This window comes from Flavobacterium crocinum (genome assembly GCF_003122385.1).
GTDB classification, from domain to species: Bacteria; Bacteroidota; Bacteroidia; order Flavobacteriales; family Flavobacteriaceae; genus Flavobacterium; species Flavobacterium crocinum.
This window is the reverse complement of sequence record NZ_CP029255.1, coordinates 3,507,847-3,533,443: the sequence shown is the minus strand read 5'-3', so window position 1 is coordinate 3,533,443 and position 25,597 is coordinate 3,507,847. Positions and strand designations below refer to the sequence as shown.

Sequence of the window (25,597 nt, the reverse complement as noted above, 5' to 3'; positions counted from 1 at the left end):
TTTTAATTCAACTCTTTCTGCTGACAATTTTATATCCCATCCGCCCCCAACGGATGGGATTTTTTTTTGAATGAAATTTTCTGTTCCGCATTACAACACTTACCTTTATTCCAAATTCCTAAAATAGCTCAGATGGATATTTCCACTATTCTTGACAACATCTATAAACTGCCAGAACAATCCCGACTTGCGCTGCAAAACAATGTCATAGAAATTGCTTTCCCGAAAGGACATATTTTACTAAAAGCCAATAAAGTAGAATCGAATATTTATCTCATAAAAAAAGGATTAGTAAGAGCATTTGTAGATCGTGATAACGAAGTTACATTTTGGTTTGGAAAAGAAGGTGAAACAGTACTTTCGATGAAAAGTTATGTGGAGGAACAGCCAGGATATGAAAGCATAGAACTTTTGGAAGACTGCGAATTGTATGAATTAAAAACAGAGAATCTTCGAAAACTATTCGAACAAGACGTTCATATTGCCAACTGGGGCAGAAAATTTGCCGAAAAAGAATTAATTAAAACAGAAGAGCGACTGATTTCGAAACAATTCAAAAATGCTTCCGAACGTTACCTGGAATTGATGAAAGATCATCCTGAACTGCTTCAAAGAGTTCAGTTAGGACATATTGCCTCTTATCTTGGTATTACTCAAGTCAGCCTCAGCAGAATTCGTGCAGAATTGAAATAACCTTTTTGAGAACCTTCTTTTAATTCCCCCCTTTTAGACTATATTACAATCTGAACAAATCTGCTTAAATCTTTTAAAATCTGCGTGAAACATTTTTGAGTTAATTTTTTTTTCACGCAGATTTGCACAGATTCAAGCAGATTAAAGTAGATTTATCTGTTGACCAAAGCAGATTAAAATAATCTCATTTTTTATCATTTGTTAAATTTTTTCTGCGTTTCAAAGAGGAACTTTGCACGATAAAATTTAACTCTATGAACTGGATTATTCTAATCATTGCAGGGCTTTTTGAAGTAGCCTTCGCATCATGTCTTGGAAAAGCAAAAACAACTACAGGAACCGAAATGTACTATTGGTATATTGGTTTCTTCATATCGCTAACTGTTAGTATGCTTTTATTAATGAAAGCGACTGAAACATTGCCACTAGGAACGGCTTATGCAGTCTGGACAGGAATTGGAGCTGTTGGAACAGTCTTAGTTGGCATTTTTATCTTTAAAGAACCTGCTGCTTTCTGGAGATTGTTCTTCTTAGCTACTTTGGTTGGTTCTATTGTGGGATTAAAGGCGGTTTCTCATTGATTTTTTCTTTTAAACACATAGAAACATAGACTTTTTTTAATAGAAGAAACTTAAAAAAGAAGGCCAAGAAAACAAGTTTTCACACCTATTTTTTTTTCTGTTTCTGTATGTTTAACTTATAATCGCCACACAGTTTGTCATTCCGAGGAACGAGACCCGAGCGATAGCGAATAGGTGAAGCAAATCAGACTCGGGATTCGACAAAGATTGGCGATTTTCTTTGCGGAGTTTCTAGTGTGATTCTTCGTTCCTCAGAATGACAAACTGCACGGAAAACCCGCCAACCTTTTAATGCACTTTAAGCATCACATGATAAAAAAATAGCATTTTATCACATTATTCTCTCTTCTATCTTTGTCATCAAATAAAGATTAATTAAAACATGACATTCAGCCATTCCATTAAATCATTTGACGAATTAACCAATCACGAAATGTATGCTATGCTTCGTTTAAGAAGCGAAGTTTTTGTGGTAGAACAAAACTGTCCTTATCAGGATTTAGATAACAAAGACCAGAAAGGTTTTCATTTACTATATTATGTTGATAATGAATTGGCAGGCGTTACCCGCTTGCTCCCTAAAGGCATATCTTATGAAGAAATTTCGATAGGAAGAGTTGTAATTGCCCAAACGCATCGTGGATTAGGTTTAGGAGTAAAATTAATGGAAGCTTCGATTGCCGGCTGTGAAGAAAAATTTGGAAAAGGACCGATTCGGATTAGTGCACAGTATCATTTATCCAAATTCTATCAGTCATTGGGATTTGCAGAACAAGGAGAAGTGTATGATGAAGATGGAATACCGCATATCTCTATGTTGAGAGCTTAGAGATTATGGAATAATCAGTTTTAAAACATTGGCTAATACAGGATTATGGTCTTCTATTCTCCAATTAATATACAAATCGGTTTCTAATGGTAATTTGATAAATCGGATTCCTAAAATTTCATGGTAAACGTAAGAATCTGGAAGAATAGCAATTCCGAGGCCTTTTCGAACCAAAGCAATAATAGCTGATCCAAATTCAGAGTGAAGATAAACCTCTGGAGCGTCTTCAAAAGAATTGAATAACCGCTGAATCAAATCGCTGTAACTGCTGCCTTCATCGTTTGTTGGCAATATGAATTTCTGCGAAGCAAGAGTTTCTTTTGTCAGATCTTCAGGTGTACGATACGGATGATTTTCGGGTACAACAATAGCCAGATGATCGGTATGGATTTTTTCAGAATGAATATCTTTTGCAGTATTAATATCTCTGGTAATCGCTAAATCAATTTTATAATTGCGAAGATATTCCTGCTGATTTTCATACAATACCTGAACCAGTTTGATTTTCAGTTTAGGAAAAGCATCAGAAATACGGGATAAAATATCAGGCATAAGCGAAGCAGATATAGAATCTGGATGTGCAATGGTAATCGTACCGCTCTCGCCCAACTGAATCTGTCGCGCCGATTGATGAATGAACTCCAGTTTGTTGAGTTCTACTTCCCATTTTTCTTTTAGAAACTGGCCGGCAGCTGTGAGTTTGACATTACGTTTGTTTCGTTCAAACAACTGAATACCAAGCTGATTCTCCAAAGACTGAATCTGACGGCTCAAGGCTGACTGTGTGATATTCATTTTTCCGGCAGTGTTCCAAAAATGAAGTTCACGAGATAAGGCTAAAAAATATTTAATTTGCTGTAAATCCATTGATGCAATTTACGCATTTATTAGAAGACAAAAACCTATTAAAAGCATCAAAAAAATTAAGCACATAAAAACATAGTTTTTTTGTGTCTAAAAAGAAATCAAAAGAAACAAGTTGCCACACATAGCTAAACTATGTGAATTTAAAACAAGTGAAACGCCTTTTAACGTCAGTAAAATCTATGTTTCTATGTGTTTAAAATTAATTGCGCATAACATAGCAGAGAAAAATAAGTTCTCATTCATTAAAGAATAAAAAATGAATTCATTAGAAATAAAAAAAGCTACTGTAAAAGATTTAAATGAACTTCAAGTAATTGGAAGACAAACTTTTTCAGAAACATTCGCAGAAGTGAACAGCGAAGAAAATATGATTAAATACCTGGAAGAAAGTTTCGCTGATGAAAAACTAACAGCAGAACTGAATAATCCAAATTCATATTTCTATTTAGCTGTTTTAGAAAATAAAGTGATTGGTTATTTAAAACTAAATACCAGCAACGCGCAAACTGAGAAACAAGCTGATGATGCGCTTGAAATTGAACGTATTTATGTTGCGAAAGAATTTCATGGTAAAAAGGTGGCACAGGCACTTTATGCACAAGCATTAGAAACAGCAAAAGAACTGAAACCAACTTACATCTGGCTAGGGGTTTGGGAAAAGAATTTTAGAGCGGTGAGCTTTTACACTAAAAATGGTTTCATTCAATTTGATACACACATCTTCCGTCTGGGCGACGATGAACAAACTGATTTATTGATGAAAAAGGTTTTATAAACTATGCAACTAAATTTAAGCGTGTAGTTTACAGGAATGACAAACTATCCGCAGAACTTTGTCAAAGTTTGAAACTTTGACAAAACTATTGAAATCATTTTTTTACACACAGTCCCCACAATCTTGTCATTCTGACGAAGGAAGAATCTCCGTAAGTGGCTCTACAAAGATTGTCGATCCTGATTGCGGAGTTTCTTGTGAAGATTCTTCCTTCGTCAGAATGACAAGATTGAGGAAAATTTTAAAAATAATAACAAAAAGCCACATAAATCCAAATGAAACAAAAACAGCTTTTACTAATCTTATTAATCATAGGAACAGCCTTTTGGGGTATTTCCTATTCAGTTACTAAACTGGCGATTGGAAATTATTCTCCTGCCACTTTCCTATTCTACCGTTTCTTACTGGCTGTAATTGTACTTTCTATTATTTTTTGGAAATACGTTAAGGACACCAATCTACAAGCTGTTAAGACTGGATTTATTTTAGCTGTCCCGATGTTTTTAGGTATTCATTTACAAACAATCGGACTTAAATATACTGATGCTTCACAGTGTTCTTTTATTGCAGGATTGACCGTTATTATTATTCCGTTAATGAAATTGGGAATTTATAAGACCAATGCTTCTCTAAAAATCTGGATTGCCGCTTTTACCGCTTTAACGGGTTTATTTGTTATCGCCATACAAGATAAATTTACTGTAAACGTTGGTGATTTGTTTACTATTGCAGGATCGTTTGGTTTTGCGGTTTATTTGATTGCTGTTGAAAAACATTCAGCTACAAAAAACCTTTTATATTCTATTGTTCCTATGTTTGCGTTTTGTGCTTTATTTACTTTTTGTATTGCACTTACAGATTCAAAAGCAGTTTGGCTGCCGCAAAATGACACGTTTTGGATGGGCGTTATTTACTGCGCTTTGTTTTCTACAGCTTATATGTATACTGTTTCTAATATTTCACAGCGTTATTTATCTGCAGAACGTGTTGCAGTGATTTATTTATTTGAACCTGTTTTTGGAGCAATCGGTGCTTTTTTTATACTGGGAGAAGATCTTTCGTGGCGTTTGCTTTTGGGCGGAAGCCTTATTTTTGCAGGAACAATTATTTCTGAAGTCAATTTTAAAAGTCCTAAACTTAGGATTTTGACTAAAAGGAGTTGAAATATATTTCACGCAGATTCTAGCAGATTTAAGCGGATTTAGTAGATTCAATAAAAATAAAAATCGAACATATCTGCTTAAATCTGCTGAATCTGCGTAAAAAAAAATCTACAAAGTAGTAAGCGTATCTTCAGGATCGCAAGGAAAATAGATGATAATATCTGTTCCTTGATTTGGTTTTCCTTCTGCACAAATATCACCACCTACTGCCTGCATAATTTTTTTACATAATGCCAATCCAATACCCGAACCGGTGTATTGTTCCTGCGGATGAAGTCTGGTAAAAACTTTAAAGATGGATTCAGCGTATTGAGGTTCAAAACCAATACCGTTATCCGAAAAACGAACCCAATGGCAATATACTTTATATCTATCGTGTATTAAAACAGGCTCCTGAGAAGCCGTTATAATAATCTTTGGCTTTCTGTCGGGTGAAGCATATTTTAATGAATTCTGAATGATATTAATAAACAGCTGTCGCATTAAAAAGTCAATGGCATGAACTTCGGGAAGATTTTCATACTCAATTGTGGCATTACTTTCTGTGATGCTTTCGTGCATTTCTTTAATCGTAGATTTCAAAATTTTATTTAAATCTACTTCATGCAATGTATCTCTTGTATTTTTTATGCGGGTATATTTCAGAATATCTTCCAATAAACCGCTCATTCGATTAGCCGATTTTGAGACACGATGTAAAGAATTAGAAATAGATTCTTTAGAAATTGCATCAAGTTCACCAAGCATTTTAGAAGTAATCAGCTGAATTTTACGCAGCGGTTCCTGCAAATCATGTGTACTAATCCAATTGATATTTTCTAGTTCCGAGTTGGTTTCCTTCAACAATTCACTTTGATTACGGTATTTTTCTTCTTCTTCACTAAGCATAATTAAAATCAGCTGGCTTTGCAAAGTATGTGCATACTGTGAAGCAGCATTAATTTCGTACTGTTTCCAAGGACTGCTTTGATTTTTGACGATCTGTTTCCAGATGTTGAAAGAATTTCTTGGATGAAGTCCGTTACTGTCTTTGATAATGCTTTTTTCTGGATCTCCACCCCAGTTTATTTCCGAAACGGTTTCAGGTCTGAACCACAAAACGTGGCCATTATTGCCAAGTGAATGATAAATAATTCCAGCTAAATTAGTATTTTCGGCAAACTCTGGAAAATGGTCGCTGATTTTATTACTATAGAAAATTTCAGATTTAGTCTTATTTATTATTTTTTCAATCAGACTTAAAATCTCTTTATCAGCTGGTGTTATGCCAGTTTTAAAAATTTTATTTCTAGATAGTATTGCAACACCAGAAGCATTAGAAATCTCTAATAATTGCGGTGTCTCAATAATTCTCTCTAAAGATTCTTTAACGACAGGAAGATCAATACTTGTTAATTGTTCTAATGCTAAAATGGTTTTCTGCGCATTGATATACTCATCATTCGACTGTCTGATATCAATTTGAGAAGTAATAAACTGTCCTTGTAGTTTGGCTGCCAATCTGATTTCCGGCGAAATATTTTTTTCACAGTAATGATGACAGGCAATTAATCCCCATAATTTGCCGTGATGAATGAGTGATATTGTCAATGTTGCACCAACACCAATATTTTTAAGATATTCGACATGAATTGGCGAAGTACTTCTTAAAATCGAAAGGCTTAAATCCAGATTTTTTCCTTCCTTATCGTCTACTGTAAAAATGGGAACCGGCACATAATTGATATCAACAATCAATCGAAGCTGATTTTTGATATACAAATCACGAGCCTGAGCAGGAATATCGGTATGAGGATAGTGCAATCCTAAAAATGGTTCTAAATCATCACGGCAATCTTCAGCAAATACTTCTCCGTTATATTGCTCGTCAAAACGATAAATCATTACACGATCGTAACCTGTAATCTCACGAGTACCCTGCGCTACAAGTGCGCACAAATCCTTAAGCGATTTGGTTTTGTTCATCTGACTCACAAACTGGATGGTCTGTTTGTAAGCATCTGCCAATTTTTCCTGATCAGCAAACAACAATTCAGCTTCAAGAACATAAATGCCATCGCTTAGATGAATATTAATTTGAAAAAGTTTTCCAAGCAGTTCTATCTCAAGGGGAAAGGCATCCTGAACTTCATCACCTTTGATATACGCTAATATTTCTTGTTCAGCAATTAAGCCAAAAACTGCAGAAAAATCTTTTCCTAAAACCTGATTATGGGTAACATCAAAATATGAGGCAATATTTTCTGTACAGAAATCTATTTTCCACTCCTGTGTTATACCCAATAAAAAACCATGAGGCTGAATTTGCCCTGGTATATGGATAGGTTCATGTTCGCAGTTGGTTAGCGTAACGATATCACGGTTAACTATGTCCCTAATCTTCATTGTCTTTACCTGTCCTCAAAATGTTTATAAATACTATCAAAAGCAAATACTGCTCCTTCAATAATCTCCTCTCCGCATTCGTGCTTTTGTTCGTATTCTGATAGAAAACTTAGGAAAGCTTTCCAGAAACTTCCTGTTTTTTCACCATAACCATTAAAATAAGAAACACCTTTTTCGCCTGAAAGTTCTGGGTATTTTGAAACGTTTTTCAGAATAAATCTTCCGCCTAAAGTGGAGCCTTCTACAACGTACAAAACGCCAAGTGCAAAAGGAACTGACATTTCCTGTTTATGAAAAATTTTAGCAAAATCTGCTTTTTTATAATTTAAAAATAAAAGGTCGTCTTCTATAAGATGTTTCTTTCTTCTTTGTTCTAAGTCTTCCAAAAGATCCGCAAAAAAAGGAAAAATAACGGCCTCAGTATCGTTATGAACATCGTGCATTAAACTTAAATAATGGGTATATTCTTCCAGCTTCATATCCGGAGACATAATCGATTTTGATACCGAAAGCTCTTCCAGTTTTTGATGAGAATCAGCGGTTTGTGTTTTTAGATTATGAAGAAAATCTGAAGCTATTGCAGAATTCGTATGTGTACTCATTGTAAAATGTTGTGTGGTTTATGAGCCTTATTTGCTAAAGCTCTTTTCACAAATTTAAACAAAAAACAGTAGTTCTAAAATAAAAAATAGCCCTTAACATTTTAAGTTAAAGTCTGCTTAATTTATACGATTTTGACATTCGTCAATGTTTTTCTGAGAGATTAACTTTAATTTTGAATTTGATTAAAAAAGGAACGATGATAAGTGAACTTGAGACTTTAATTAAAAGCAAAATAGAATTAAGAAATGAGGAGCTTGAAACCATTCTTTCCTGCTTTAAATTAATACAAGTAAAGAAAAATGAACAACTGCTGAAAAGAGGTGCCGTTGCAGACAAAATATTTTTTATTAAAAAAGGATGTCTGCGTTTATATTATAGTACTGAAGACCATAGCATTGCAACCCGTTTTATGGCTTTTGAAGGCACTTTTTTAACCTCAATCGTAAGTTTTATTTCACGAGAGCCCAGTGCAGAATACATAGAAACCGTAGAAAACTCAGAACTTCTGGCGATTGCTTATGATGATTTTTTCAGACTTAGAAACACTATTCCGCAATGGGATAAAATGTATATCTATATTCTGGAATACGGTCTGACCGTTATCACTTCTAAACTCAGCAGTTTACTCACTCAAAATGCTGCTGAACGTTATAGAAATCTTCTTAAAAACAACCCCGAACTCGTCCAAAGATTATCAAACGCCAATCTTGCGGCCTACCTTAACGTTTCTCCCGAAACCTTAAGCAGAATAAAATCACAGATTTAATTATGATCTGTTAACTATCAAAAAAAAAAAAACTATTAAAAAACATTTTTATCATGAGAAGTGATGAAGTAAAAAAAGGGGTTCAGCGAACTCCTCACAGATCCTTATTGCGTGCTACAGGCTTAAAAAATGAAGATTTTGGGAAACCATTTATCGGCGTTGCCAATTCTTTTATCGAAATTATTCCTGGACATTTTTTCCTAAACAAAGTATCCGAAATTATTAAAGAAGAAATTCGTGCCAATGGTTGTGTTCCATTCGAATTTAATACGATCGGAATTGATGACGGAATTGCAATGGGACACGACGGAATGCTTTATTCGCTTCCGAGTCGTGAAATTATCGCCAATTCAATCGAAAGCGTTATGAATGCACACAAACTGGATGCTATGATTGCTATTCCAAATTGTGATAAAATTGTTCCTGGAATGATCATGGGCGCGCTTAGAGTTGATGTTCCAACAATTTTTGTGAGTGGCGGGCCAATGTCAAAAGGCTACACCAAAAATGGTACGGCAATCGATTTGGCTACTGCTTTTGAAGCAGTTGGAAAACACGAAGCTGGAAAAATATCAGACGAAGAATTGTACGATATTGAATGTAATGCCTGCCCAAGCGGTGGAAGCTGTTCCGGAATGTTTACAGCAAACTCCATGAATACATTGATGGAAGCGATGGGAATTGCGCTACCCGGAAACGGAACTATTTTGGCACAAACTCCGGAACGTGAACAATTGTATCGTGAAGCTGCGAGAAGAATTTGTGCTATTGCAAAAGATCAGCAGGAAATTGAGAAATTCAAACTGAAAAACATCTTAAACGAAAATGCCGTAAGAAATGCTTTTGCTGTTGATATGGCAATGGGCGGAAGCAGTAATACCGTTTTACACATGCTTGCGATTGCAAACGAAGCGAATGTCGATTTTAAGCTGAAAGACATTAATACGATTTCCGGAAACATTTCTCATATTGCCAAAATTTCGCCAAGTTTAAGCACGGTTCACATGGAAGATATCAATCGAGCCGGTGGTGTAAATGCAGTTATGAAAGAAATGAACAAAAGAGGTTCTGGTGTTTTATTGGATAATTTAACGATAAGCGGAGAAACAATATTGGAGAAAATTGCTAATGCCGAAATCAAAGATACCAACATCATTCATACAATAGACAATCCGTACAGTAATGTGGGCGGACTGGCAATTCTATACGGAAATCTTGCCGAACAAGGTGCCGTTATTAAGACCGCCGGACTTACAGGCGGAAGAGTTTTTACCGGAAAAGCCGTTTGTTTTGACGGTCAGGCCGATGCGATTGCCGGAATTATGATGGGAAAAGTCAAAGCGGGAAATGTAGTCGTTATTCGTTACGAAGGACCAAAAGGCGGACCCGGAATGCAGGAAATGCTCTCTCCTACCAGTTTAATTATGGGAATGGGATTAGGAAGTTCTGTAGCGTTAATTACCGACGGAAGATTCAGCGGTGCAACCAGAGGCGCTTCTATAGGACACGTTTCGCCAGAAGCTGCCGAAGGCGGAATGATTGGTCTGGTTAAAGATGGAGACGAAATTCATATCGATGTGGATCAGTATATTTTGTCTGTTAATTTGACCGATGAAGAAATCAAAGCCAGAAAAGAAGCTTTCAAACCTTTGAAAAAACCTTTAAATTCAAAATGGCTTGGTCAATATCGTGCTCTTGTAACTAATGCCAGTACCGGTGCGGTTTTGAAAACCGATTTGGATTAATTTTTTTTTAAACACATAGAAACATAGATTTTTTGTCCTTGCTTTACTTGCTAAGAATAAAAGAAAATGACTAGTCATTAACACATAGCCTATGTGCATTTATGCAAGTGAAACGCCTTTTACCGTTCTAAAATCTATGTTCCTATGTGTTTAAAAATTTTAAGTTTTCCTAATTTATATCCTCAACCAAACAAATCTCAAAAGTAGTTTTCCCTTTTTCATTTTTGTTGAGAATATAACCTCCGTGCGCTTCTACAATGTTTTTAGAAAGCGTTAAACCAATTCCCGCACCTTCATTTCGAGTGGTAAAAAAGGGAAGGAAAATTTTGTCTTCAATCTCTTTTTCTATTCCTTTTCCGTTGTCGGTAATCTTTATAAAGAAACGGTTTTCTTTGGCTTCAGCCGAAATAAAAATCTGTTTCTGATCGTTTTGACTCAATGCATTAATGGAATTCGTCAGTAAATTAATTAGTACTTGTTCCAGTTGTTGTTGATCGACATTGATTAAGTAATTATGTGTAATTGAATTTATGACTTCAATATTATCTTTTCGCAATAGTGGATTCATGATTTGAAGTACATTTTCTATCAAATACTGCAGTTCAATTTTTTCCTTTTTTGGAGATGGAAGCATGGCAAGTTTTCGATATCCTTCTACAAATTTCTGTAAATGATCGCTTCGTCTCAACATTGTTTCGACACTGGTTTTGATGTCTTCCAGATCTTCCGTTGAAAGTGAATCCTGCTCTACCAAATCCTGCAGGTTCTGACAAATAGAACGAATTGGCGTTATAGAATTTAAAAGCTCATGCGAGATTACTTTCATCAAATTAATCCAGGCATCTTTTTCTTTTTTCTCCACCACATTCTGAATCGAATCTAATAAAACAATAAAATAATCCTGTTCAAAAATTTCGGTACGTGAAGCCTGCAAAACAAATGTCTGTCTGCTTTGCTTGTTAATACTAATATCTATAGAGGTTTTAACTTCATGAAAATCATCTTCTTCTATAATTTCGCATAAAGCAGGCAATTGATTTTTTAAATATTTCCATTTGGAAACTTTCGGCACATTAAAATGATTGGAAAAATAATCGTTCATTAAAAATATGCTCCATTCATTTTCCTGTTTTTGTAAAATAACAACTGCTGTTTCGATATTATTTAAAATCGAACGATAAATAATGTCTTTAGAAATTTGCTCGTTTTCCTTATTTTTCAAAGTTTCATACAACTGAAATAAATCATTATAACTTCTATTGAATCTGTGCTTCGAAAAATCAGAAGAAAAATCGTTCTGCAAAATCGAAGCAATCGTTTTATCGTAAATCAGAACAAAATTCCGAACATAAAAATACATCTCGCGAACAATCAGAAAAACGATACAGAGTCCGAAAATGCCTGTAAACAATAATCTGATTTTAAAGAAATAAATCGAAAGTTCAATTCCTGCAACAATGAGTATTAAGCGCAGAAAAAGCAGTTTATAAGTTTGTAATGTCTTAAACATATTAGCTGATGTTGATATTGTATTTTTCTAAACGGCGGTACAAGGCTCCTCTGGAAAGTCCCAGTTCTTCTGCCGTTTTACTAATATTATTATTGTTTTTAAGAAGTGCTTTTTCGACCGTTGACTTTTCGACGGCACTAAGCTGAATATCATCAGAACTGTCTTCATAAGGTGTAACGATCTCCAAATCCAGATCAGAAACTGTGATTTTATTGTTTTCACACAGAATCACAGCGCGTTCTATTTTATTTTCCATTTCGCGGATATTTCCGTTCCAGGCGTGTTTTTCTAGTTGTTCCAATACTTTAGAATCAAATGTAATTTCATCTCTTCCGTATTTTTCAATCATTTTATCCAGAAGATATTCTGCCAGCGGAATTTTATCTTCATTTCTTTCACGTAAAGGAGGCAAAACAATTTCCATCGTATTAATGCGATAATACAAGTCTTCACGGAAGTTTTTATCGGCTACTTCTTCTTTCAGATTCAGATTGGTTGCGGTTAGAATGCGAACATTTAAAGGTCTGATTTTGGTTTCTCCTAATCTTGTTACGGTTTTGGTCTGAATAACCTGAAGGAGTTTGGATTGCAATTGAAGCGGTACATTTCCGATTTCATCCAAAAAAATAGTTCCGTTCTGCGCCATTTCAAAACGTCCCGGTGTATCAATTTTCGCATCTGTAAAAGCGCCTTTGGCATAACCGAATAATTCGCTTTCGAAAATATTAGCATTTAAAGATCCTAAATCGACTGCGATAAAAGGCTTTTCTTTTCGTTCGGACTGCGAATAAATATGATGTGCCAAAACAAACTTTCCTGTTCCGTTTTCACCCAGAATTAAAACATTCGCATCTGTTTTGGCAACTTTGTCGGCAAGAGAATAGGCTTTTTTAATGGCTTCAGAATTTCCGATAAAAAAGTCATTTTTAATTTCAACTTCTTTAACCTTTTTCTGTTCTTTTCGGGCTTTGTCAACAGCTTGTTTTACCGATTCCAGAAGTTTTTTGTTTTCCCAGGGTTTTAATATATAATCAAAAGCACCCGATTTTAACCCTTCAACGGCAGTTTCTACTTTTCCAAAAGCTGTCATTAAAATCACAACCGTTTTTGGCGAAAGCGTTTTAATTTCTTTTAATAAATACAAACCTTCTCTCCCATCTTCAAAACCAATTCTGTAATTCATATCCAACAAAACGACATCGATGGTATTTTTTGCCAGTAATTCGACAATATTTTTCGGATTATTGAGCGTAAAAATGTTTTCAAAATACTTTTTCAGGTACACTTTCGACGCAAAAAGAATGTCTTCCTGATCGTCTATGATTAAAATCGATGCGTTTGTTTTTTTCATTGTTGTTCGGTTTTGGACGAAAGGTGTCCATTAATGGACAGTCGAATATTTTTTCGATAAATAAATCATTAAAAATTAAGCTTTTACAGTCTTTAAATTACTGGCACGAAAATCACATTAGAACTGGTAAATCATTAATTATTAAAGCCTTTTGGAAGTAAAAATAACAAAATAATTAAGTACAAATTACATCGAAATTATCTTAATTTTCAGACTTGTTTCTTTCATTTCCGAAGGCATAAAATTTTAAAAAGAAAATCAATCAAAAAACAAACAGTCAAATTATGATTACAATTCAAAAACTTTCAAAAGTATTTAGAACTGAAGAATTAGAAACAAGAGCTTTAAGCGAAATCTCATTAACTATCAATCAAGGCGATTTTGTTTCGATTATGGGACCTTCGGGAAGCGGGAAATCAACTTTATTGAACATTATCGGACTTCTGGACAGTGCTTCGGACGGAAGTTATAAACTGCTCGATCAGGAAATGGTTGGTTTAAAAGAAAAAGCAAAATCAGCAGCGAGAAAAGAAAACATCGGATTCATTTTTCAAAATTTCAATCTGATTGATGAATTATCGGTTTTCGACAATATTGAACTTCCTTTGATTTACAGTAATGTTCCGTCTGCTGAAAGAAAATCCAGAGTAAACGAAATTGCCAAAATATTAGGAATCTCTCATCGCCTGAAACATTTTCCACAACAACTTTCGGGTGGTCAACAACAACGTGTGGCTGTTGCGAGAGCCTTAATCAATAATCCCAAAATTATTCTGGCCGATGAACCTACCGGAAATCTGGACAGCAAAAACGGAAATGAGGTTATGGAATTGCTAACGGATCTTCATGCCAGCGGTTCGACAATTCTAATGGTCACGCATTCTGATTACGACGCTTCATTTTCACAAAAAACTATTTTAATGAAAGACGGAATGATCCTTTCTGAAAAAGTAAACCACAGAAATGTTGATGTTCTGGTAACGGCTAAAAACTAGAATTATGCTGCAAAACTGGATTAATACTTTTATTTTTCATCTAAAGAACAACAAACTTTTTACAGGCTTGAATATTTTAGGCCTCAGTATAGGAATTGCCGGTTTGATCTTTTCCATTTTGTATTGGAACGACGAACAAAGTTACAATGAATGGAATCCTAATAAAGAAGTCGTTTTTCAATCTTTAAGCAAGGTCAGCGAAACCAATTTATGGGTAACGAATGTCTTAACCTTTGAAGATTATTTTAAAACCGATTTTAAAGAACTGGAAAGTTATTGTTATCTGGATATGTGGTATGCTCAGAAATTACTGCAATGCAACGACAAAAAAGCCATTTTTAATGTAATTGATGCTCAAAAGGCGTTCTTTGATATGTTTCCTTTTCATTTTATTAAAGGAAATGCTAAAACGGCCATAAAAGACGAAACTTGTATTGCAATATCTAAAGAAACAGCTCTAAAACTATTTGGAAATGTAAATGTACTCGGAAAAACCATTCGATATCAGGACAGAAAACTTATCGTAATGGGCGTTTACACTATTCCCGGAAAATCTTCAATGGCACCGGAAGCTGTTATCAATTTTATAGCAGAAAGAATTCCTAAGGAAAGGGATAACTGGAGTAATTTTAATTTAGGCTTATTATTAAAGCTAAAAAATCCTGCTGACAAAGATAAAGTCGCTGCCAAAATGAGCGATCTGTTGTACAAAAACCGTACAGTGCGATGGGCAAGAGAAGAAGGTTTGACCATTGCTCAATGGGAGAAAAAAAATGGGGCCGAAAATATGAAAATATTTTTAGATCCGCTTAAAGATGCAAGGTTACATGGACTTGTTGATGGTTATGCGGAAGGCGAAGGCAATTATGATTTTTTGCTAATCATGATGGGATTATCGGTACTGATTTTAATCTTATCGCTTTTTAATTACATCAATCTCGCAACGGCAAATGCCATTAAAAGAGCTAAGGAAGTCGGCATTAGAAAAATTGCGGGAGCATCAAAAAGTAATATTGTATGGCAGTTTATTTTTGAGACTTTTATCATCACCACTTTTTCTATATTATTATCTCTGGTTATTGTCGAATTATCACTGCCTTTTTACAACAATTTTCTTGAGAAACAACTGAGCCTTAGCGGAACTTCCTTTTTTTGTGAGCTCTTGATTATTTTTATTGTGACTGTAATTGTTGCAGGAATACTTCCGGCGCTATACGTTTCTAATTTTGAAGCTTCAAAGGTATTGAAAGGAAACTTTGAAAGAAGTAAAAGTGGCATCTGGCTCCGAAACGGAATGTTAATTTTACAATTTTCTATTGCTTCTTTTTTTATCATAGGATCTTATATCGTTTACGATCAGGTACAATTTTTAAACAATAGAGATTTAGGTTTTAAAGGTGATCAGGTTTTGGAAATAAATTATAAAAAACCACAGATAGACTTTAATGACACTATAGCCCTTAAAAGCCTATATACCAAATATGAAACGCTTAAACAGGAAATCGTTAAGATTAAAGGAGTTTCAGAAGTAAGTACAGGTGCTTTTTCTTTTGATGGTGGCGGAACTTCGTCTTCGACCTTTAATTATCATGATAAAAACATTCAAAGCCAGAATATGGCTATTGATTACGGAATGCTCGAAATGCTGAAAATCAAGTTGACTGAAGGCCGCTATTTTGATAAAAAAATTGCCTCAGATACTATAAGTTCTGTTTTAATTAATGAAACGGCGTTGAAAATAATCAACGATAAAAATCCGATTGGGAAAATTGTAAACTGGAATGACCGTAAATTAAAAATTATTGGAATTGTAAAAGATTTCAATCTCTGGGGACCAAAAGCCAAAATTCCGCCAATGCTCTTTTTTCATCTGAAAACTATAGACTGGATGAATATTAATGTTTCCCGAATTTTTGTTAAAGTAAATCCGGTCGAAATGGCCAATACGATTCCGAATCTTGAAAAATTCTGGAGAAAAAATATAGACGCCGATTTCCCTTTTAAGTATGATTTTGTAGACAAGGCTTACGCCAGAACCTATAAAGATTTTATCAATCAGAGAAACCTTTTTTCTTTGTTAAATGTGATCGTTATTCTGATTGCATTGTTCGGACTTTTCGCTTTAGCTTCCTACTCCATTCAAAGCAGAATGAAGGAAATCGCTATCCGAAAAACACTAGGCGCAGAAACGCATGTTTTACTGAAAGAACTTTCTAAACAATATGTTATATTTTGTTTAATCGGTTTCTTGCTGGCATTGTTTCCTGCTTACTATTTATTGAATAAATGGCTCGAAGACTTCGTTTTTAGAATTGATATTTCAATTTATCCGTTCTTAATTGGCTTCGCCGTTTTATTATTCTTAACCTTAATTGTAGTCTTATCCAGAACCTATCAGGCTACAAAAGTTGATGTTTTACAATATCTAAAAACCGAATAATATGCTTAAAAACTATATCAACATATTTATATACCATATCAAAAACAACAAGTTCTTTACGGCTTTGAATGTTTTAGGTTTGAGTATTGGAATCGCAGGTTTAATTTTTGCGGTTTTATATTGGAATGATGAACATTCTTATGATCAGTGGAATCCAAATAAAGACAATGTTTTTCTGGTTGCCAATCAAATGGATCCTACAACTTACTGGGCTTCCAGCTCCGCACCAATTGGCGCTGCCATAAAAAATGCAAGTCCGGAAGTCACTTCTTTTTGTTATGTTAACGGAAATTACGACAATGAAATCATTCGTTTTAATGATAAAAAAATACAAAATGACAAAGTCCTTATCGCACAAGGAAACTTTTTTGACTATTTCCCTTATCAATTTACAGAAGGAAACCCTAAAACAAGTTTAGCCGACGGAAACAGTATTTCCTTGTCTGAAGATCTTGCTGTACAGCTTTTTGGGAAAGAAAGTGCACTAGGAAAAAAAATATTTATGAAAGACCAGATTTTGATTGTTCGGGGCGTTTACAAACTGGATAAAAAATCGATTTTTAATCCTTCCTGTGTAGTCAATTTTATGGATGTAAGAATTAAAAATACCATTCAGCAATGGGGAAATTTTCAACTTATTCTTTTGCTAAAGCTAAAAAATCCAACTGATGCTGCTTTAGTTACTAAAACTCTTTCTCAGGTTTACTATGATAATATGACGGTTCCCCATGCCAAATTTCAAGGCATTACACCAGAGGAACTTATTAAGAAATTCGGAGAAGTAAAACCACATTTAGAACCTTTATCTTCCATTCGTTTGCATACCAAAACCGGAGGTCTTGTAGAAAGTAATGGAAATTATCAGCTTTTGTTAATTTTTGTAGGTTTGTCTGTCTTAATTCTGATACTTTCTATCGTCAATTATGTTAATTCTGCTACGGCAAATGCGGTAAAAAGAGCTAAAGAAATAGGAGTTCGAAAAGTTATTGGTGCATCCAAAGGGAATATCATCCAGCAGTTTATTCTGGAAACAGCCATAATTTTATTGTTTTCAATTCTCATATCGTTAGTCATTGTCGAACTTTCACTTCCGTATTATAATGTTTTTTTAGAAAAACAACTAGAATTACAAAGCGGACAATTCTATTTACAGTTAATTGGTATTTTTATTGTAACTGTAATTGTTGCGGGGATATTTCCGGCGTATTATGTTGCCAATTTTGAGGTTTTAAAAGTCTTAAGAGGCAATTTTGCGCGAAGTAAAAATGGTGTATGGCTTAGAAACGGAATGCTGATATTTCAATTTGCTGTGGCTGCTTTCTTTATTATTGGATCTTATATTGTAAATCAGCAGATTGATTATATGAATTCGAAGGATTTAGGCTTTAATGGAAACCAAATCCTAAGTATTTCTTATCGAAATATTTACGGTGAAAAAATTAGCACCAAAAATCAGTGTGATAAGTACGATGTTATCAAAAATCAATTGCTCCGCATAAAAGGCGTTAAACAAGTCGCTGGCGGCGGTTTTGTTATGGGAGGTGGCGCAAAATCTGTCATTTCATATCATTATAAAGATATCAATATCGATGGCAATAATATTCCTGTAGATTTTGGACTTCTTGAAATGCTTAAAATAAAACTGGTAAAAGGACGCTACTTAAATCCTCAATATGCTCAAGATACGATTAGTTCTATGCTGATCAATGAAACTGCTTTAAAATTAATGAATGAAAAAGATCCAATAGGAAAAAAAATAAACTGGGACGGGAAAGAAGCCATTATAGTAGGAGTTGTAAAAGATTTTAATATTGGAAATCCCGGCGAAGCGATACCTCCTGTAACCATATTTCATTTTAAAAGTGTGAAATGGTTCAGCAGTCTTGTGAACAATATTTATGTCACAGCTGATTCCAAAACTATGCCTGAGACTATTGCTTCAATAGAGAATTTATGGACAAAGAAAATTGATCCGGATTATCCTTTTGAATATGATTTTGCAGACAAACAATACGAAAGATCGTATAGCAGTTATGTAAAACAAAAAAATCTTTTCTCGTTACTAAACGCCATTGTTATTATTATAGCTCTTATTGGATTATTTGCTCTGGCTTCTTACTCGATCGAAAGACGTATGAAAGAAATTGCTATTCGAAAAACGCTTGGTGCCGAAACCATTGTTTTGTTGAAAGAACTTTGCAAACAGTATGTTCTTTTTAGTGTTTTAGGATTTGTTATTGCTTTATTTCCTGCCTATTATCTGTTAAGCAAATGGCTGGAGAATTTTGCTTACAGGGTTTCTATTTCTATTTCTCCGTTTCTAATTGGCTTTACTGCTTTATTAGTTTTAACGCTGGCAGTAGTTCTTTCGCGAGCTTATCATGCCACAAAAGTAGATGTTTTACGTTATTTAAAATACGAGTAAATTTTTAAAAGGATTAAAACTAAAAAAGCGTTCGATGTTGCGAACGCTTTTTTTATATTTTTCAAAAATCAATGTCAATGTCAGTGTCAAAAATCAATGTCAATGTCAATGTCAAACTCCTAACTCATAACTTCTAACTTTTAACTTCTAACTCATAACTTCTAACTTTTAACTTTTAACTTCTAACTTTTAACTTCTAACTTTTAACTTCTAACTTTTAACTTCTAACTTTTAACTTTTAACTTCTAACTTTTAACTTCTAACTTTTAACTTTTAACTTTTAACTTCTAACTTTTAACTTCTAACTTTTAACTTTTAACTTCTAACTTCCCACCTACTTCTTGGTAAATCCTTTTCTGGTCATTTCGCCCCAGCCTTTGGTTCCCATGATTTTTTCTTTGTATCCCACTAAAGCAGCATAAACCGTTAGCGGATGAAAATAAATAGGCTCGATAAAAGCCGCCATTAAAAGTTTAAAGAAATCGGCTTGTTTTGGGTATTTATGATAGGTTTTCTCTTCGCTGAACAAAGCGATAACCGAAAAGAAAACGGCAAAAGTGTAAACAAACAATAAGAGCAATATAAAGAAATGCCAATTGAGTAAACCAAATATTATAAATAAAATTGTTATTACCAGACCAATAAATTCGATTCCGGGCGCCAGGAATTCAAACAAAGTCCAATATGGAACGCTCAGCATTCCCAATAGTTTATATTTTGGATTCATAAACATCTTTTTATGGAAACTCAAAGTCTCAATAGTTCCTCTCATCCAGCGACTACGTTGCTTCTTAAAAATTTTAAAATCTTCAGGAGCTTCTGTCCAGCAAAGCGGATCCGGTATATAACTTACAGCATACGGTAATTTATTTTCAAGCATATAGCGTCTCATTCTTACGATAAGCTCCATATCTTCACCCACGGTTTTTGTGCTGTATCCGCCAGCCAATATGGCGATTTCTTTATCAAATGCACCAAAAGCTCCACTGATTAATAGCAATCCGTCCAACCTTCCCCAGGCCATTCTTCCTAAAAGAAAAGCTCTCAGGTACTCTAAAACCTGAATTCTCGGCAGCATGCGATCCGGAATATTAACCTCAACCAAACGACCGTTTTTGATAATACACTGATTGGCTATTCTAACTACTCCACCCGTCGCTATAATGCGTTTTCCGTGAGATTCTAAAAAGGGTTTAGCCAGTTTTAAAAGAGAATCTTTATCCAGAATACAATCTACGTCAATGCAAACTACAAAGGGATTTTCGGCAATATTAAGTCCCACATTCAGTGCATCGGCTTTACCTCCATTTTCTTTATCGACAACAATCAGTTTTTTGTATGCGGCATTTCTCGAAACATAAATTCCTTTTATCTTTTTGGTTTCAATTTGAGGATGAAATTCACGTTGAGACAAAACCAAATCGTACGTATTTATCAGGATTTCCATCGAATTATCCTTACTTCCATCATTCACCACAATCGCCTGGTAATTATTGTAATTAAGAGACAATAACGATTTTACATTTTCTTCAATCGTTAAACCTTCGTTATAAGCAGGCGCTATTAGTGAAAGTTTTGGCGCAAATTCGCTCGTTAAGAGTACATCATAATCTACAAAACTGTTTTTCTTCAGATACCCTCTTAACTCTTTTGTAGAAAGATAAGCCAGTACTAAATAGGAAGACATAATGAGTATGGCATACCCCAAAATAAGGAGTATGTAAGCGTCCAGAAACCATATTAATTCGTCAGTAAAAAAAGTCATTCCTTAATAAATTAAACTGTTAGAGTCTGCAAAATACTTTGCGCTTCGTACTTTATTGTAGTATTGGGAGCTTTGGCAATCAATTGTGCTACAAAAGGAATTTTCTGCGTCAGTTTCAATTCTTTTATCAGCTTTAATCCAAGTGTGACAACGGTTGTATTTTTTGATTCTAATAATAGCTCAACTCCCTCCGTGTCGCCAATGTCGTGTTTTTTAAAAGCCCCGATAATATTAAGCTGAGTCCAGTCATCAATTGGATCAGAATGTTCTATGAGATACACAATACTCTGAGTTCCGGCAAGCTTAATGCAAGCATTTATGGCTGTAATTTTTAAAGTTTTATTTCTTGCTTTAGAATAAGCAATTATACTATCAAAAGCATTGGAAATATTAAATTCTGCAAGTTCTGTAATCCCTTTGCATTTCACTTCCCATTTTATACTTTTTAGTTTTTTGAAAGAATCCTGTATCAATCCTGATTCATTATAAAACTGTTCCAGCTTCTGCGCATACACTCCTTCATAATTTTTATGTAGATTGATCAGAGATTCTGTCAAGACTTCTCTAAAAAATGAAGTATCAAATAATACGAGGAAATTTTTGTTTTTTTTGATGTCTGAAAATGAAGCATCTTCAAAAATAACCGATGCCATTAGTCTTTCAATCTCTGTATTGTATTCAATTCGAAGTCTTTCTTTTCTGATTTTTCTACTTCGACTTGCTACAATGTATAAATACAGAGTAAAAGAAGCCGCTACGAAAAAGTAGATCGAGAATGTAAGAAAAGAAACTACCCACTTACCGTTTTTATAGAGTTCCCAAATTTCTTCCATATTAAAAACGTTTGGTCACAATTAACTGAACATTGAATCTGTTTCTGTATTCACCCGGTATGTATTCCTCTCTTTCATAAAGGAATATTGGACGTACAAAAAAAGATTCTCCAAGACGATGCTGATATTGAATTCCGGCTCTATAGGCTTTTAATGGAGTCGTAAAATTATTGTAGAGATACAAATACGGAACATTTCCGTATTGAAGTTCAAATCGTATCAGACTTTCTTTTTCTTCGTTTACTTTCTGAAGACTTAAAACATGAGAAAATAATTCGTTTGAGGTATCGTAATACGGTCTGTAAGCAACGGTATATGTTCCTGCTGTATAAGCCAATTGTCCTGTAAGCAGTGTAATATCATCTGATTCAAAATGCATAAAACGTGCACCAAGCGAATAATCAAACTTTTTATGTGGTTTGAAATAGTATTCCAAACCTGCTTTTGCGACAGGAAATATTGTTTCTCCTGTAGAAATACCTCCGTTTGCATACAAATAACTTTTGTTAGAAAAGGTCTGATAGAAATCGGCTTCAAATAAGGCTTGTGTATCGTTACTCACATTTCCTACATTGGCACGACCTACAATGGCAGATTTATTGAATTTATGAGAATACTCCACATAACCATAATGAAACGGAGATTGTCCCGGTTCTGAAGTCGAAACATTTAAATAAGAAACCGATACCGCATTTTTAGATTTGTGTCCAATAAGCGTTCGAATTCCTTTAAAAGCTTGTGTGCTGTTATCTATATAAGCAGATTTTTCTATTAATTCCAAAGCTTCCTGATCACGGTTTAGTTTTTCAAGACAAGTTGCTTTTATTTTTAAAACTTCAAGAGATTTTGCATCCAACACCAAATATTTATCACAATAAACGACACATTTTTCATATTGTTCCGTCCAAAAATAAACATTGATGATTGCCTGTAAAGCTTCCTGATTTGGATTCACTCTGTCTGTCATTGGAGACAAAATCTTTATCGCCGTTTTATAGTCTTTTTTCCAGCTGTAAATGCGAGCTGTATAAGTTTGGATATCTTCATCCTGAGGAAATTTAGCACGCAAAGGTTCAATCAAGGATAAGGCTTTATCGTAATTTCCTTTTTCAACCTCACGTTTTGTGTTAGCTAAAATTTCTTCTGCATTAACTTCCTGTCCAATAGCAATGGAAGAAATAAACAGCAATACTATGGAATAATAGATATACTTCATCAGAACTGTGTTTTTAGTAGTTTATTAATTCGTACTAAAAGCACGGCAGGACTTACAGGCTTTGCAATAAATTCATTTGCACCAATATCAAAAGAGTCCAGTTCTGTTTGTTCAACCCCCGAAGAAGTCAGTATAATAATCGGAGTTTCCGAATTAATGGTTTGTCTCACATATTGGGTAATTTCCATGCCACTTTTACCCGGCATATTGATATCCGTGAGAATTAAATCGTAATTATTGGTTTCGATTGCATCTAAGGCATCTTTTCCATCAGAAAACTGATCAACTGTAAATCCTTTTGATTCTAAGAAAAAAGATAACGATTTGCGTAGGATATCATTATCTTCGGCTAAAATAATTCTCATTTTTTTAAAATTTTAACTTGGGGGGGCAAACTTTAATTATTGCATATATATGTAAAGCTAGGGCTTATTTCTCTTTTATCATAGCTCTTTTAGAATTTTTACTACCTCAATCACTCCGCAATGCAGCAGATTGACTTTATCTGCCGTTTCGCTTGTAAATTTTCCAGTCGAGGCTTGTTCTTCGATAACAGTAGCATATTCACTAAGATCTTCCAGCATAAAAATATCTAAGCTTGATTTCATATTATGGGCAATCTTTTTTACTGCATCATGATTTTCAACCTTAAATGCCTTTTCTAATTGCTCAACCTGAACCGGAATTTTTTCTATAAAAAGATTGGTCATCTCTTTCTTAAATTCCTGATCACCAGAGGACATTTCGTCCAGAAAAGACATATCAATATATCGTTTCGGAGTATCATTATCCTGATTCAATACTGTTTTAATTGTTTTTAAAAGAGTGACTTGTTTAAAAGGTTTTGGTACGTAAGCATTCATGCCTACTTTATAACAACGCTCCTGCTCTCCTACTAAAGAATGCGCTGTCATAGCGATAATTGGAATGTTAGAATTCATTTCGTTGCGAATATATTCTGTTGTCTGGTAACCGTCTTTTACAGGCATTTGCAAATCCATTAGAACCAAATCATATTCGTTTTGAGATAAAAGCTCGATGCCTTCGTCTCCATTTTGAGCGATATCCAAATCAAAACCAAAACTGCTTATCACACTTTTAGCTAATTTCTGATTCAGTACATTGTCTTCACAAAGCAAAATCTTAAGTTTTCCTAAGTTATTTTGTGAAAGCGGTTTGGCAGAAGATTCTACAGCCTTAGATTTTTTATATTTAAGTATAAAATAAAACTCAGAACCTTTGTTTAATTCACTTTTTAAATGAATTTCACCATTCTGTAACTCTACCAATTCTTTTACAATATTCAATCCTAAACCAGTTCCTCCATAGGTTCTGGTAGTACTTTCTTCTCCTTGCGTAAAACGTTCAAAAACCGTTTTATGTTTGCTCTTTTCGATTCCAATTCCCGTATCTCTGACAAAAAATTTGAAAGTGATATCATCTTCCGTTTCTTCCATCTTTTTTACCGCGACGATTACTTCACCTTCGCTTGTAAATTTGAGAGAGTTTCCAATAAGATTTACTAAAATCTGATTCAACCTTCCTTGATCACCAATAACCATATCTGGCAGTTCTGCATCTAGAAATAAGTTGAACTCAACCTCTTTCTGCACTTTTACTTTTAGTAGATTATAAACGTGTTTTAAGGTCTTTTTTAGATTAAAAGGTTCTGCCTCAATTGCCAAACTTCCTGATTCCAATTTGGAAAGATCCAGAATATCATTTACAATCAACAACAGGTTTTCGCCGGCAATCTGAACACTATCAATATAATCTTTCTGTACATCATCTAATTGAGTTTGTGCCAAAAGATCTGTAAAACCAATTATTGCATTTAAAGGCGTTCTGATTTCGTGACTCATATTAGCCAGGAAACTATCACGTGCCATAACTGCTTTTTCTGCAATTTTTCTTTGGGCATCTAACTGAATATTTTTTGTTCCAATTTCCAATTGCGCCATAACGTGTTTAGCAACAAGAGAAAGTGCGTTTCTTTGGCTTTCATTAAGTTCTTTAGAAATATGATCTATTGCACATAGCGTTCCAATATTAAATCCGTCCGGTGTCGTAAGCGGAACTCCTGCATAGAATCTCACATTAAACCCTCCTGTAACGTTTGGATCATCTTTAAATCTTTCGTTTAAATGTGTGTCATTGATTTCAACCATTTCCGATTCCATAATCGTATATTGACAGAAACTAATTTCTCTCGGTACTTCAGTCACGCCGATTCCAATTTCCGATTTAAACCATTGTCTGCTTTCATCAATAAAGGAAATATGAGCAATTGGAACACCACAGATGAACGAAACTAATTTTGTAGCATCATCAAAGGCGTTATCAGGAAGAGTATCGAGTATATTGTAACGTTTTAGAGCAGCTAAACGTTGTAATTCGTTTTCTGGAACTGGGAAATTACTATTCATTTTGTCAATTTGGAGAAAGTGTGCAAAGTTAAGCTAATTTGATATAAAAGCCCTTAAAACACCCTGAGTTTATTGTATTATTATGCCAAATGTGACTTAATTATTACAGTTTGGATTGATAATATTTAGATCAAGGTTTATTCAGAAGTAGAACCTGAATTATAACTTTTGATGTTATAAAGAAAAAACACAACAATCTAAGTTTTATAGAGTTGTTTTTTGATTATTG

The 25,597-nt window shown here is 34.3% G+C and carries 20 protein-coding genes; 10 read left to right on the top strand and 10 right to left on the bottom strand.

From position 1 onward, the window contains the following. Nucleotides 1–132: 132 nt before the first annotated feature. From HYN56_RS15800 to HYN56_RS15790, 3 genes are all read left to right on the top strand, one after another. Nucleotides 133–693, top strand: coding sequence for a Crp/Fnr family transcriptional regulator (locus HYN56_RS15800; RefSeq protein WP_109193060.1), 561 nt, complete (start codon nt 133–135; stop codon nt 691–693). A gap of 254 nt (nt 694–947) precedes the next feature. Then, nucleotides 948–1,274 carry a DMT family transporter gene (locus HYN56_RS15795; protein WP_109193059.1) on the top strand — a complete coding sequence of 109 codons (327 nt, stop codon included), beginning with the start codon at nt 948–950 and terminating at the stop codon, nt 1,272–1,274. 382 nt (nt 1,275–1,656) lie between these two features. Continuing rightward, nucleotides 1,657–2,103: a GNAT family N-acetyltransferase gene (locus HYN56_RS15790; protein ID WP_109193058.1), complete on the top strand. Its 447-nt coding sequence runs from the start codon at nt 1,657–1,659 to the stop codon at nt 2,101–2,103. 3 nt (nt 2,104–2,106) lie between these two features. Here the strand turns inward: HYN56_RS15790 and HYN56_RS15785 are convergent, their stop codons facing one another. Beyond that, nucleotides 2,107–2,970: a LysR family transcriptional regulator gene (locus HYN56_RS15785; RefSeq protein WP_109193057.1), complete on the bottom strand. Its 864-nt coding sequence runs from the start codon at nt 2,968–2,970 to the stop codon at nt 2,107–2,109. A 256-nt stretch (nt 2,971–3,226) separates the two neighbouring features. Between HYN56_RS15785 and HYN56_RS15780 the strand changes: the two genes are divergently transcribed. Together HYN56_RS15780 and HYN56_RS15775 are read left to right on the top strand one after the other, a co-directional pair. After that, a complete protein-coding gene (locus HYN56_RS15780; protein ID WP_109193056.1) occupies nt 3,227–3,745 on the top strand; it encodes a GNAT family N-acetyltransferase in 519 nt (172 codons plus the stop codon). A gap of 275 nt (nt 3,746–4,020) precedes the next feature. Beyond that, a complete protein-coding gene (locus tag HYN56_RS15775) occupies nt 4,021–4,908 on the top strand; it encodes a DMT family transporter (protein ID WP_109193055.1) in 888 nt (295 codons plus the stop codon). 108 nt (nt 4,909–5,016) lie between these two features. Here the strand turns inward: HYN56_RS15775 and HYN56_RS15770 are convergent, their stop codons facing one another. Together HYN56_RS15770 and HYN56_RS15765 are read right to left on the bottom strand one after the other, a co-directional pair. Beyond that, a complete protein-coding gene (locus HYN56_RS15770) occupies nt 5,017–7,293 on the bottom strand; it encodes an ATP-binding protein (protein ID WP_109193054.1) in 2,277 nt (758 codons plus the stop codon). Between the two features lie 5 nt (nt 7,294–7,298). Then, nucleotides 7,299–7,895, bottom strand: a complete 597-nt coding sequence (locus HYN56_RS15765; RefSeq protein ID WP_109193053.1) for a biliverdin-producing heme oxygenase — start codon at nt 7,893–7,895, stop codon at nt 7,299–7,301. A gap of 197 nt (nt 7,896–8,092) precedes the next feature. On the opposite strand from HYN56_RS15765, the gene HYN56_RS15760 reads away from it, so the two are divergent. Further along, nucleotides 8,093–8,662, top strand: a complete 570-nt coding sequence (locus tag HYN56_RS15760; RefSeq protein WP_109193052.1) for a Crp/Fnr family transcriptional regulator — start codon at nt 8,093–8,095, stop codon at nt 8,660–8,662. A gap of 53 nt (nt 8,663–8,715) precedes the next feature. Continuing rightward, nucleotides 8,716–10,407, top strand: coding sequence for a dihydroxy-acid dehydratase (ilvD, locus tag HYN56_RS15755; protein WP_109193051.1), 1,692 nt, complete (start codon nt 8,716–8,718; stop codon nt 10,405–10,407). 169 nt (nt 10,408–10,576) lie between these two features. Here the strand turns inward: ilvD and HYN56_RS15750 are convergent, their stop codons facing one another. Both HYN56_RS15750 and HYN56_RS15745 read right to left on the bottom strand, forming a co-directional pair. Next, complete coding sequence (locus tag HYN56_RS15750) at nt 10,577–11,917, bottom strand: sensor histidine kinase (protein WP_109193050.1); 1,341 nt, start codon at nt 11,915–11,917, stop codon at nt 10,577–10,579. Nucleotide 11,918: 1 nt separating this feature from the next. After that, nucleotides 11,919–13,268 (bottom strand): sigma-54-dependent transcriptional regulator, encoded by a 1,350-nt coding sequence (locus HYN56_RS15745; protein ID WP_109193049.1) that lies wholly within the window; start codon nt 13,266–13,268, stop codon nt 11,919–11,921. Between the two features lie 284 nt (nt 13,269–13,552). Between HYN56_RS15745 and HYN56_RS15740 the strand changes: the two genes are divergently transcribed. Genes HYN56_RS15740 through HYN56_RS15730 form a run of 3 tightly spaced genes read left to right on the top strand, consistent with a single transcriptional unit; the run spans nt 13,553 to nt 19,128 of the window. Next, a complete protein-coding gene (locus HYN56_RS15740; RefSeq protein WP_109193048.1) occupies nt 13,553–14,263 on the top strand; it encodes an ABC transporter ATP-binding protein in 711 nt (236 codons plus the stop codon). Nucleotides 14,264–14,267: 4 nt separating this feature from the next. Continuing rightward, entirely contained in the window at nt 14,268–16,703 is a 2,436-nt protein-coding gene (locus HYN56_RS15735) for an ABC transporter permease (RefSeq protein WP_109193047.1), read from the top strand. Between the two features lies 1 nt (nt 16,704). Beyond that, nucleotides 16,705–19,128 (top strand): ABC transporter permease, encoded by a 2,424-nt coding sequence (locus HYN56_RS15730; RefSeq protein WP_109193046.1) that lies wholly within the window; start codon nt 16,705–16,707, stop codon nt 19,126–19,128. Nucleotides 19,129–19,462: 334 nt separating this feature from the next. On the opposite strand, the gene HYN56_RS15725 is transcribed toward HYN56_RS15730, so the two are convergent. The 5 genes from HYN56_RS15725 to HYN56_RS15705 all read right to left on the bottom strand — a co-directional run bounded on the left by HYN56_RS15725 (nt 19,463) and on the right by HYN56_RS15705 (nt 25,368). Then, nucleotides 19,463–20,893, bottom strand: coding sequence for a glycosyltransferase family 2 protein (locus HYN56_RS15725; RefSeq protein ID WP_109193045.1), 1,431 nt, complete (start codon nt 20,891–20,893; stop codon nt 19,463–19,465). An 11-nt stretch (nt 20,894–20,904) separates the two neighbouring features. Beyond that, nucleotides 20,905–21,726: a hypothetical protein gene (locus HYN56_RS15720; RefSeq protein WP_109193044.1), complete on the bottom strand. Its 822-nt coding sequence runs from the start codon at nt 21,724–21,726 to the stop codon at nt 20,905–20,907. Nucleotide 21,727: 1 nt separating this feature from the next. Further along, on the bottom strand, nt 21,728–22,942 hold the full coding sequence (locus HYN56_RS15715) for a YaiO family outer membrane beta-barrel protein (protein ID WP_109193043.1): 1,215 nt from the start codon (nt 22,940–22,942) through the stop codon (nt 21,728–21,730). After that, nucleotides 22,942–23,307, bottom strand: a complete 366-nt coding sequence (locus tag HYN56_RS15710; protein ID WP_109193042.1) for a response regulator transcription factor — start codon at nt 23,305–23,307, stop codon at nt 22,942–22,944. Before HYN56_RS15710 ends, HYN56_RS15715 begins: the two co-directional genes overlap by 1 nt. A 78-nt stretch (nt 23,308–23,385) precedes the next feature. Further along, the gene (locus HYN56_RS15705; RefSeq protein WP_109193041.1) at nt 23,386–25,368 is read right to left on the bottom strand and encodes a GAF domain-containing hybrid sensor histidine kinase/response regulator; all 1,983 of its coding nucleotides are present in this window, start codon (nt 25,366–25,368) and stop codon (nt 23,386–23,388) included. Nucleotides 25,369–25,597 lie beyond the last annotated feature (229 nt).

Excerpts from the sequence above, each read along its gene's own strand:
- HYN56_RS15800 (WP_109193060.1), top strand. The coding sequence starts at position 133 with ATGGATATTTCCACTATTCTTGACAACATCTATAAACTGCCAGAACAA.
- HYN56_RS15795 (WP_109193059.1), top strand. The coding sequence starts at position 948 with ATGAACTGGATTATTCTAATCATTGCAGGGCTTTTTGAAGTAGCCTTC.
- HYN56_RS15790 (WP_109193058.1), top strand. The coding sequence starts at position 1,657 with ATGACATTCAGCCATTCCATTAAATCATTTGACGAATTAACCAATCAC.
- HYN56_RS15785 (WP_109193057.1), bottom strand. The coding sequence starts at position 2,970 with ATGGATTTACAGCAAATTAAATATTTTTTAGCCTTATCTCGTGAACTT.
- HYN56_RS15780 (WP_109193056.1), top strand. The coding sequence starts at position 3,227 with ATGAATTCATTAGAAATAAAAAAAGCTACTGTAAAAGATTTAAATGAA.
- HYN56_RS15775 (WP_109193055.1), top strand. The coding sequence starts at position 4,021 with ATGAAACAAAAACAGCTTTTACTAATCTTATTAATCATAGGAACAGCC.
- HYN56_RS15770 (WP_109193054.1), bottom strand. The coding sequence starts at position 7,293 with ATGAAGATTAGGGACATAGTTAACCGTGATATCGTTACGCTAACCAAC.
- HYN56_RS15765 (WP_109193053.1), bottom strand. The coding sequence starts at position 7,895 with ATGAGTACACATACGAATTCTGCAATAGCTTCAGATTTTCTTCATAAT.
- HYN56_RS15760 (WP_109193052.1), top strand. The coding sequence starts at position 8,093 with ATGATAAGTGAACTTGAGACTTTAATTAAAAGCAAAATAGAATTAAGA.
- ilvD (WP_109193051.1), top strand. The coding sequence starts at position 8,716 with ATGAGAAGTGATGAAGTAAAAAAAGGGGTTCAGCGAACTCCTCACAGA.
- HYN56_RS15750 (WP_109193050.1), bottom strand. The coding sequence starts at position 11,917 with ATGTTTAAGACATTACAAACTTATAAACTGCTTTTTCTGCGCTTAATA.
- HYN56_RS15745 (WP_109193049.1), bottom strand. The coding sequence starts at position 13,268 with ATGAAAAAAACAAACGCATCGATTTTAATCATAGACGATCAGGAAGAC.
- HYN56_RS15740 (WP_109193048.1), top strand. The coding sequence starts at position 13,553 with ATGATTACAATTCAAAAACTTTCAAAAGTATTTAGAACTGAAGAATTA.
- HYN56_RS15735 (WP_109193047.1), top strand. The coding sequence starts at position 14,268 with ATGCTGCAAAACTGGATTAATACTTTTATTTTTCATCTAAAGAACAAC.
- HYN56_RS15730 (WP_109193046.1), top strand. The coding sequence starts at position 16,705 with ATGCTTAAAAACTATATCAACATATTTATATACCATATCAAAAACAAC.
- HYN56_RS15725 (WP_109193045.1), bottom strand. The coding sequence starts at position 20,893 with ATGACTTTTTTTACTGACGAATTAATATGGTTTCTGGACGCTTACATA.
- HYN56_RS15720 (WP_109193044.1), bottom strand. The coding sequence starts at position 21,726 with ATGGAAGAAATTTGGGAACTCTATAAAAACGGTAAGTGGGTAGTTTCT.
- HYN56_RS15715 (WP_109193043.1), bottom strand. The coding sequence starts at position 22,942 with ATGAAGTATATCTATTATTCCATAGTATTGCTGTTTATTTCTTCCATT.
- HYN56_RS15710 (WP_109193042.1), bottom strand. The coding sequence starts at position 23,307 with ATGAGAATTATTTTAGCCGAAGATAATGATATCCTACGCAAATCGTTA.
- HYN56_RS15705 (WP_109193041.1), bottom strand. The coding sequence starts at position 25,368 with ATGAATAGTAATTTCCCAGTTCCAGAAAACGAATTACAACGTTTAGCT.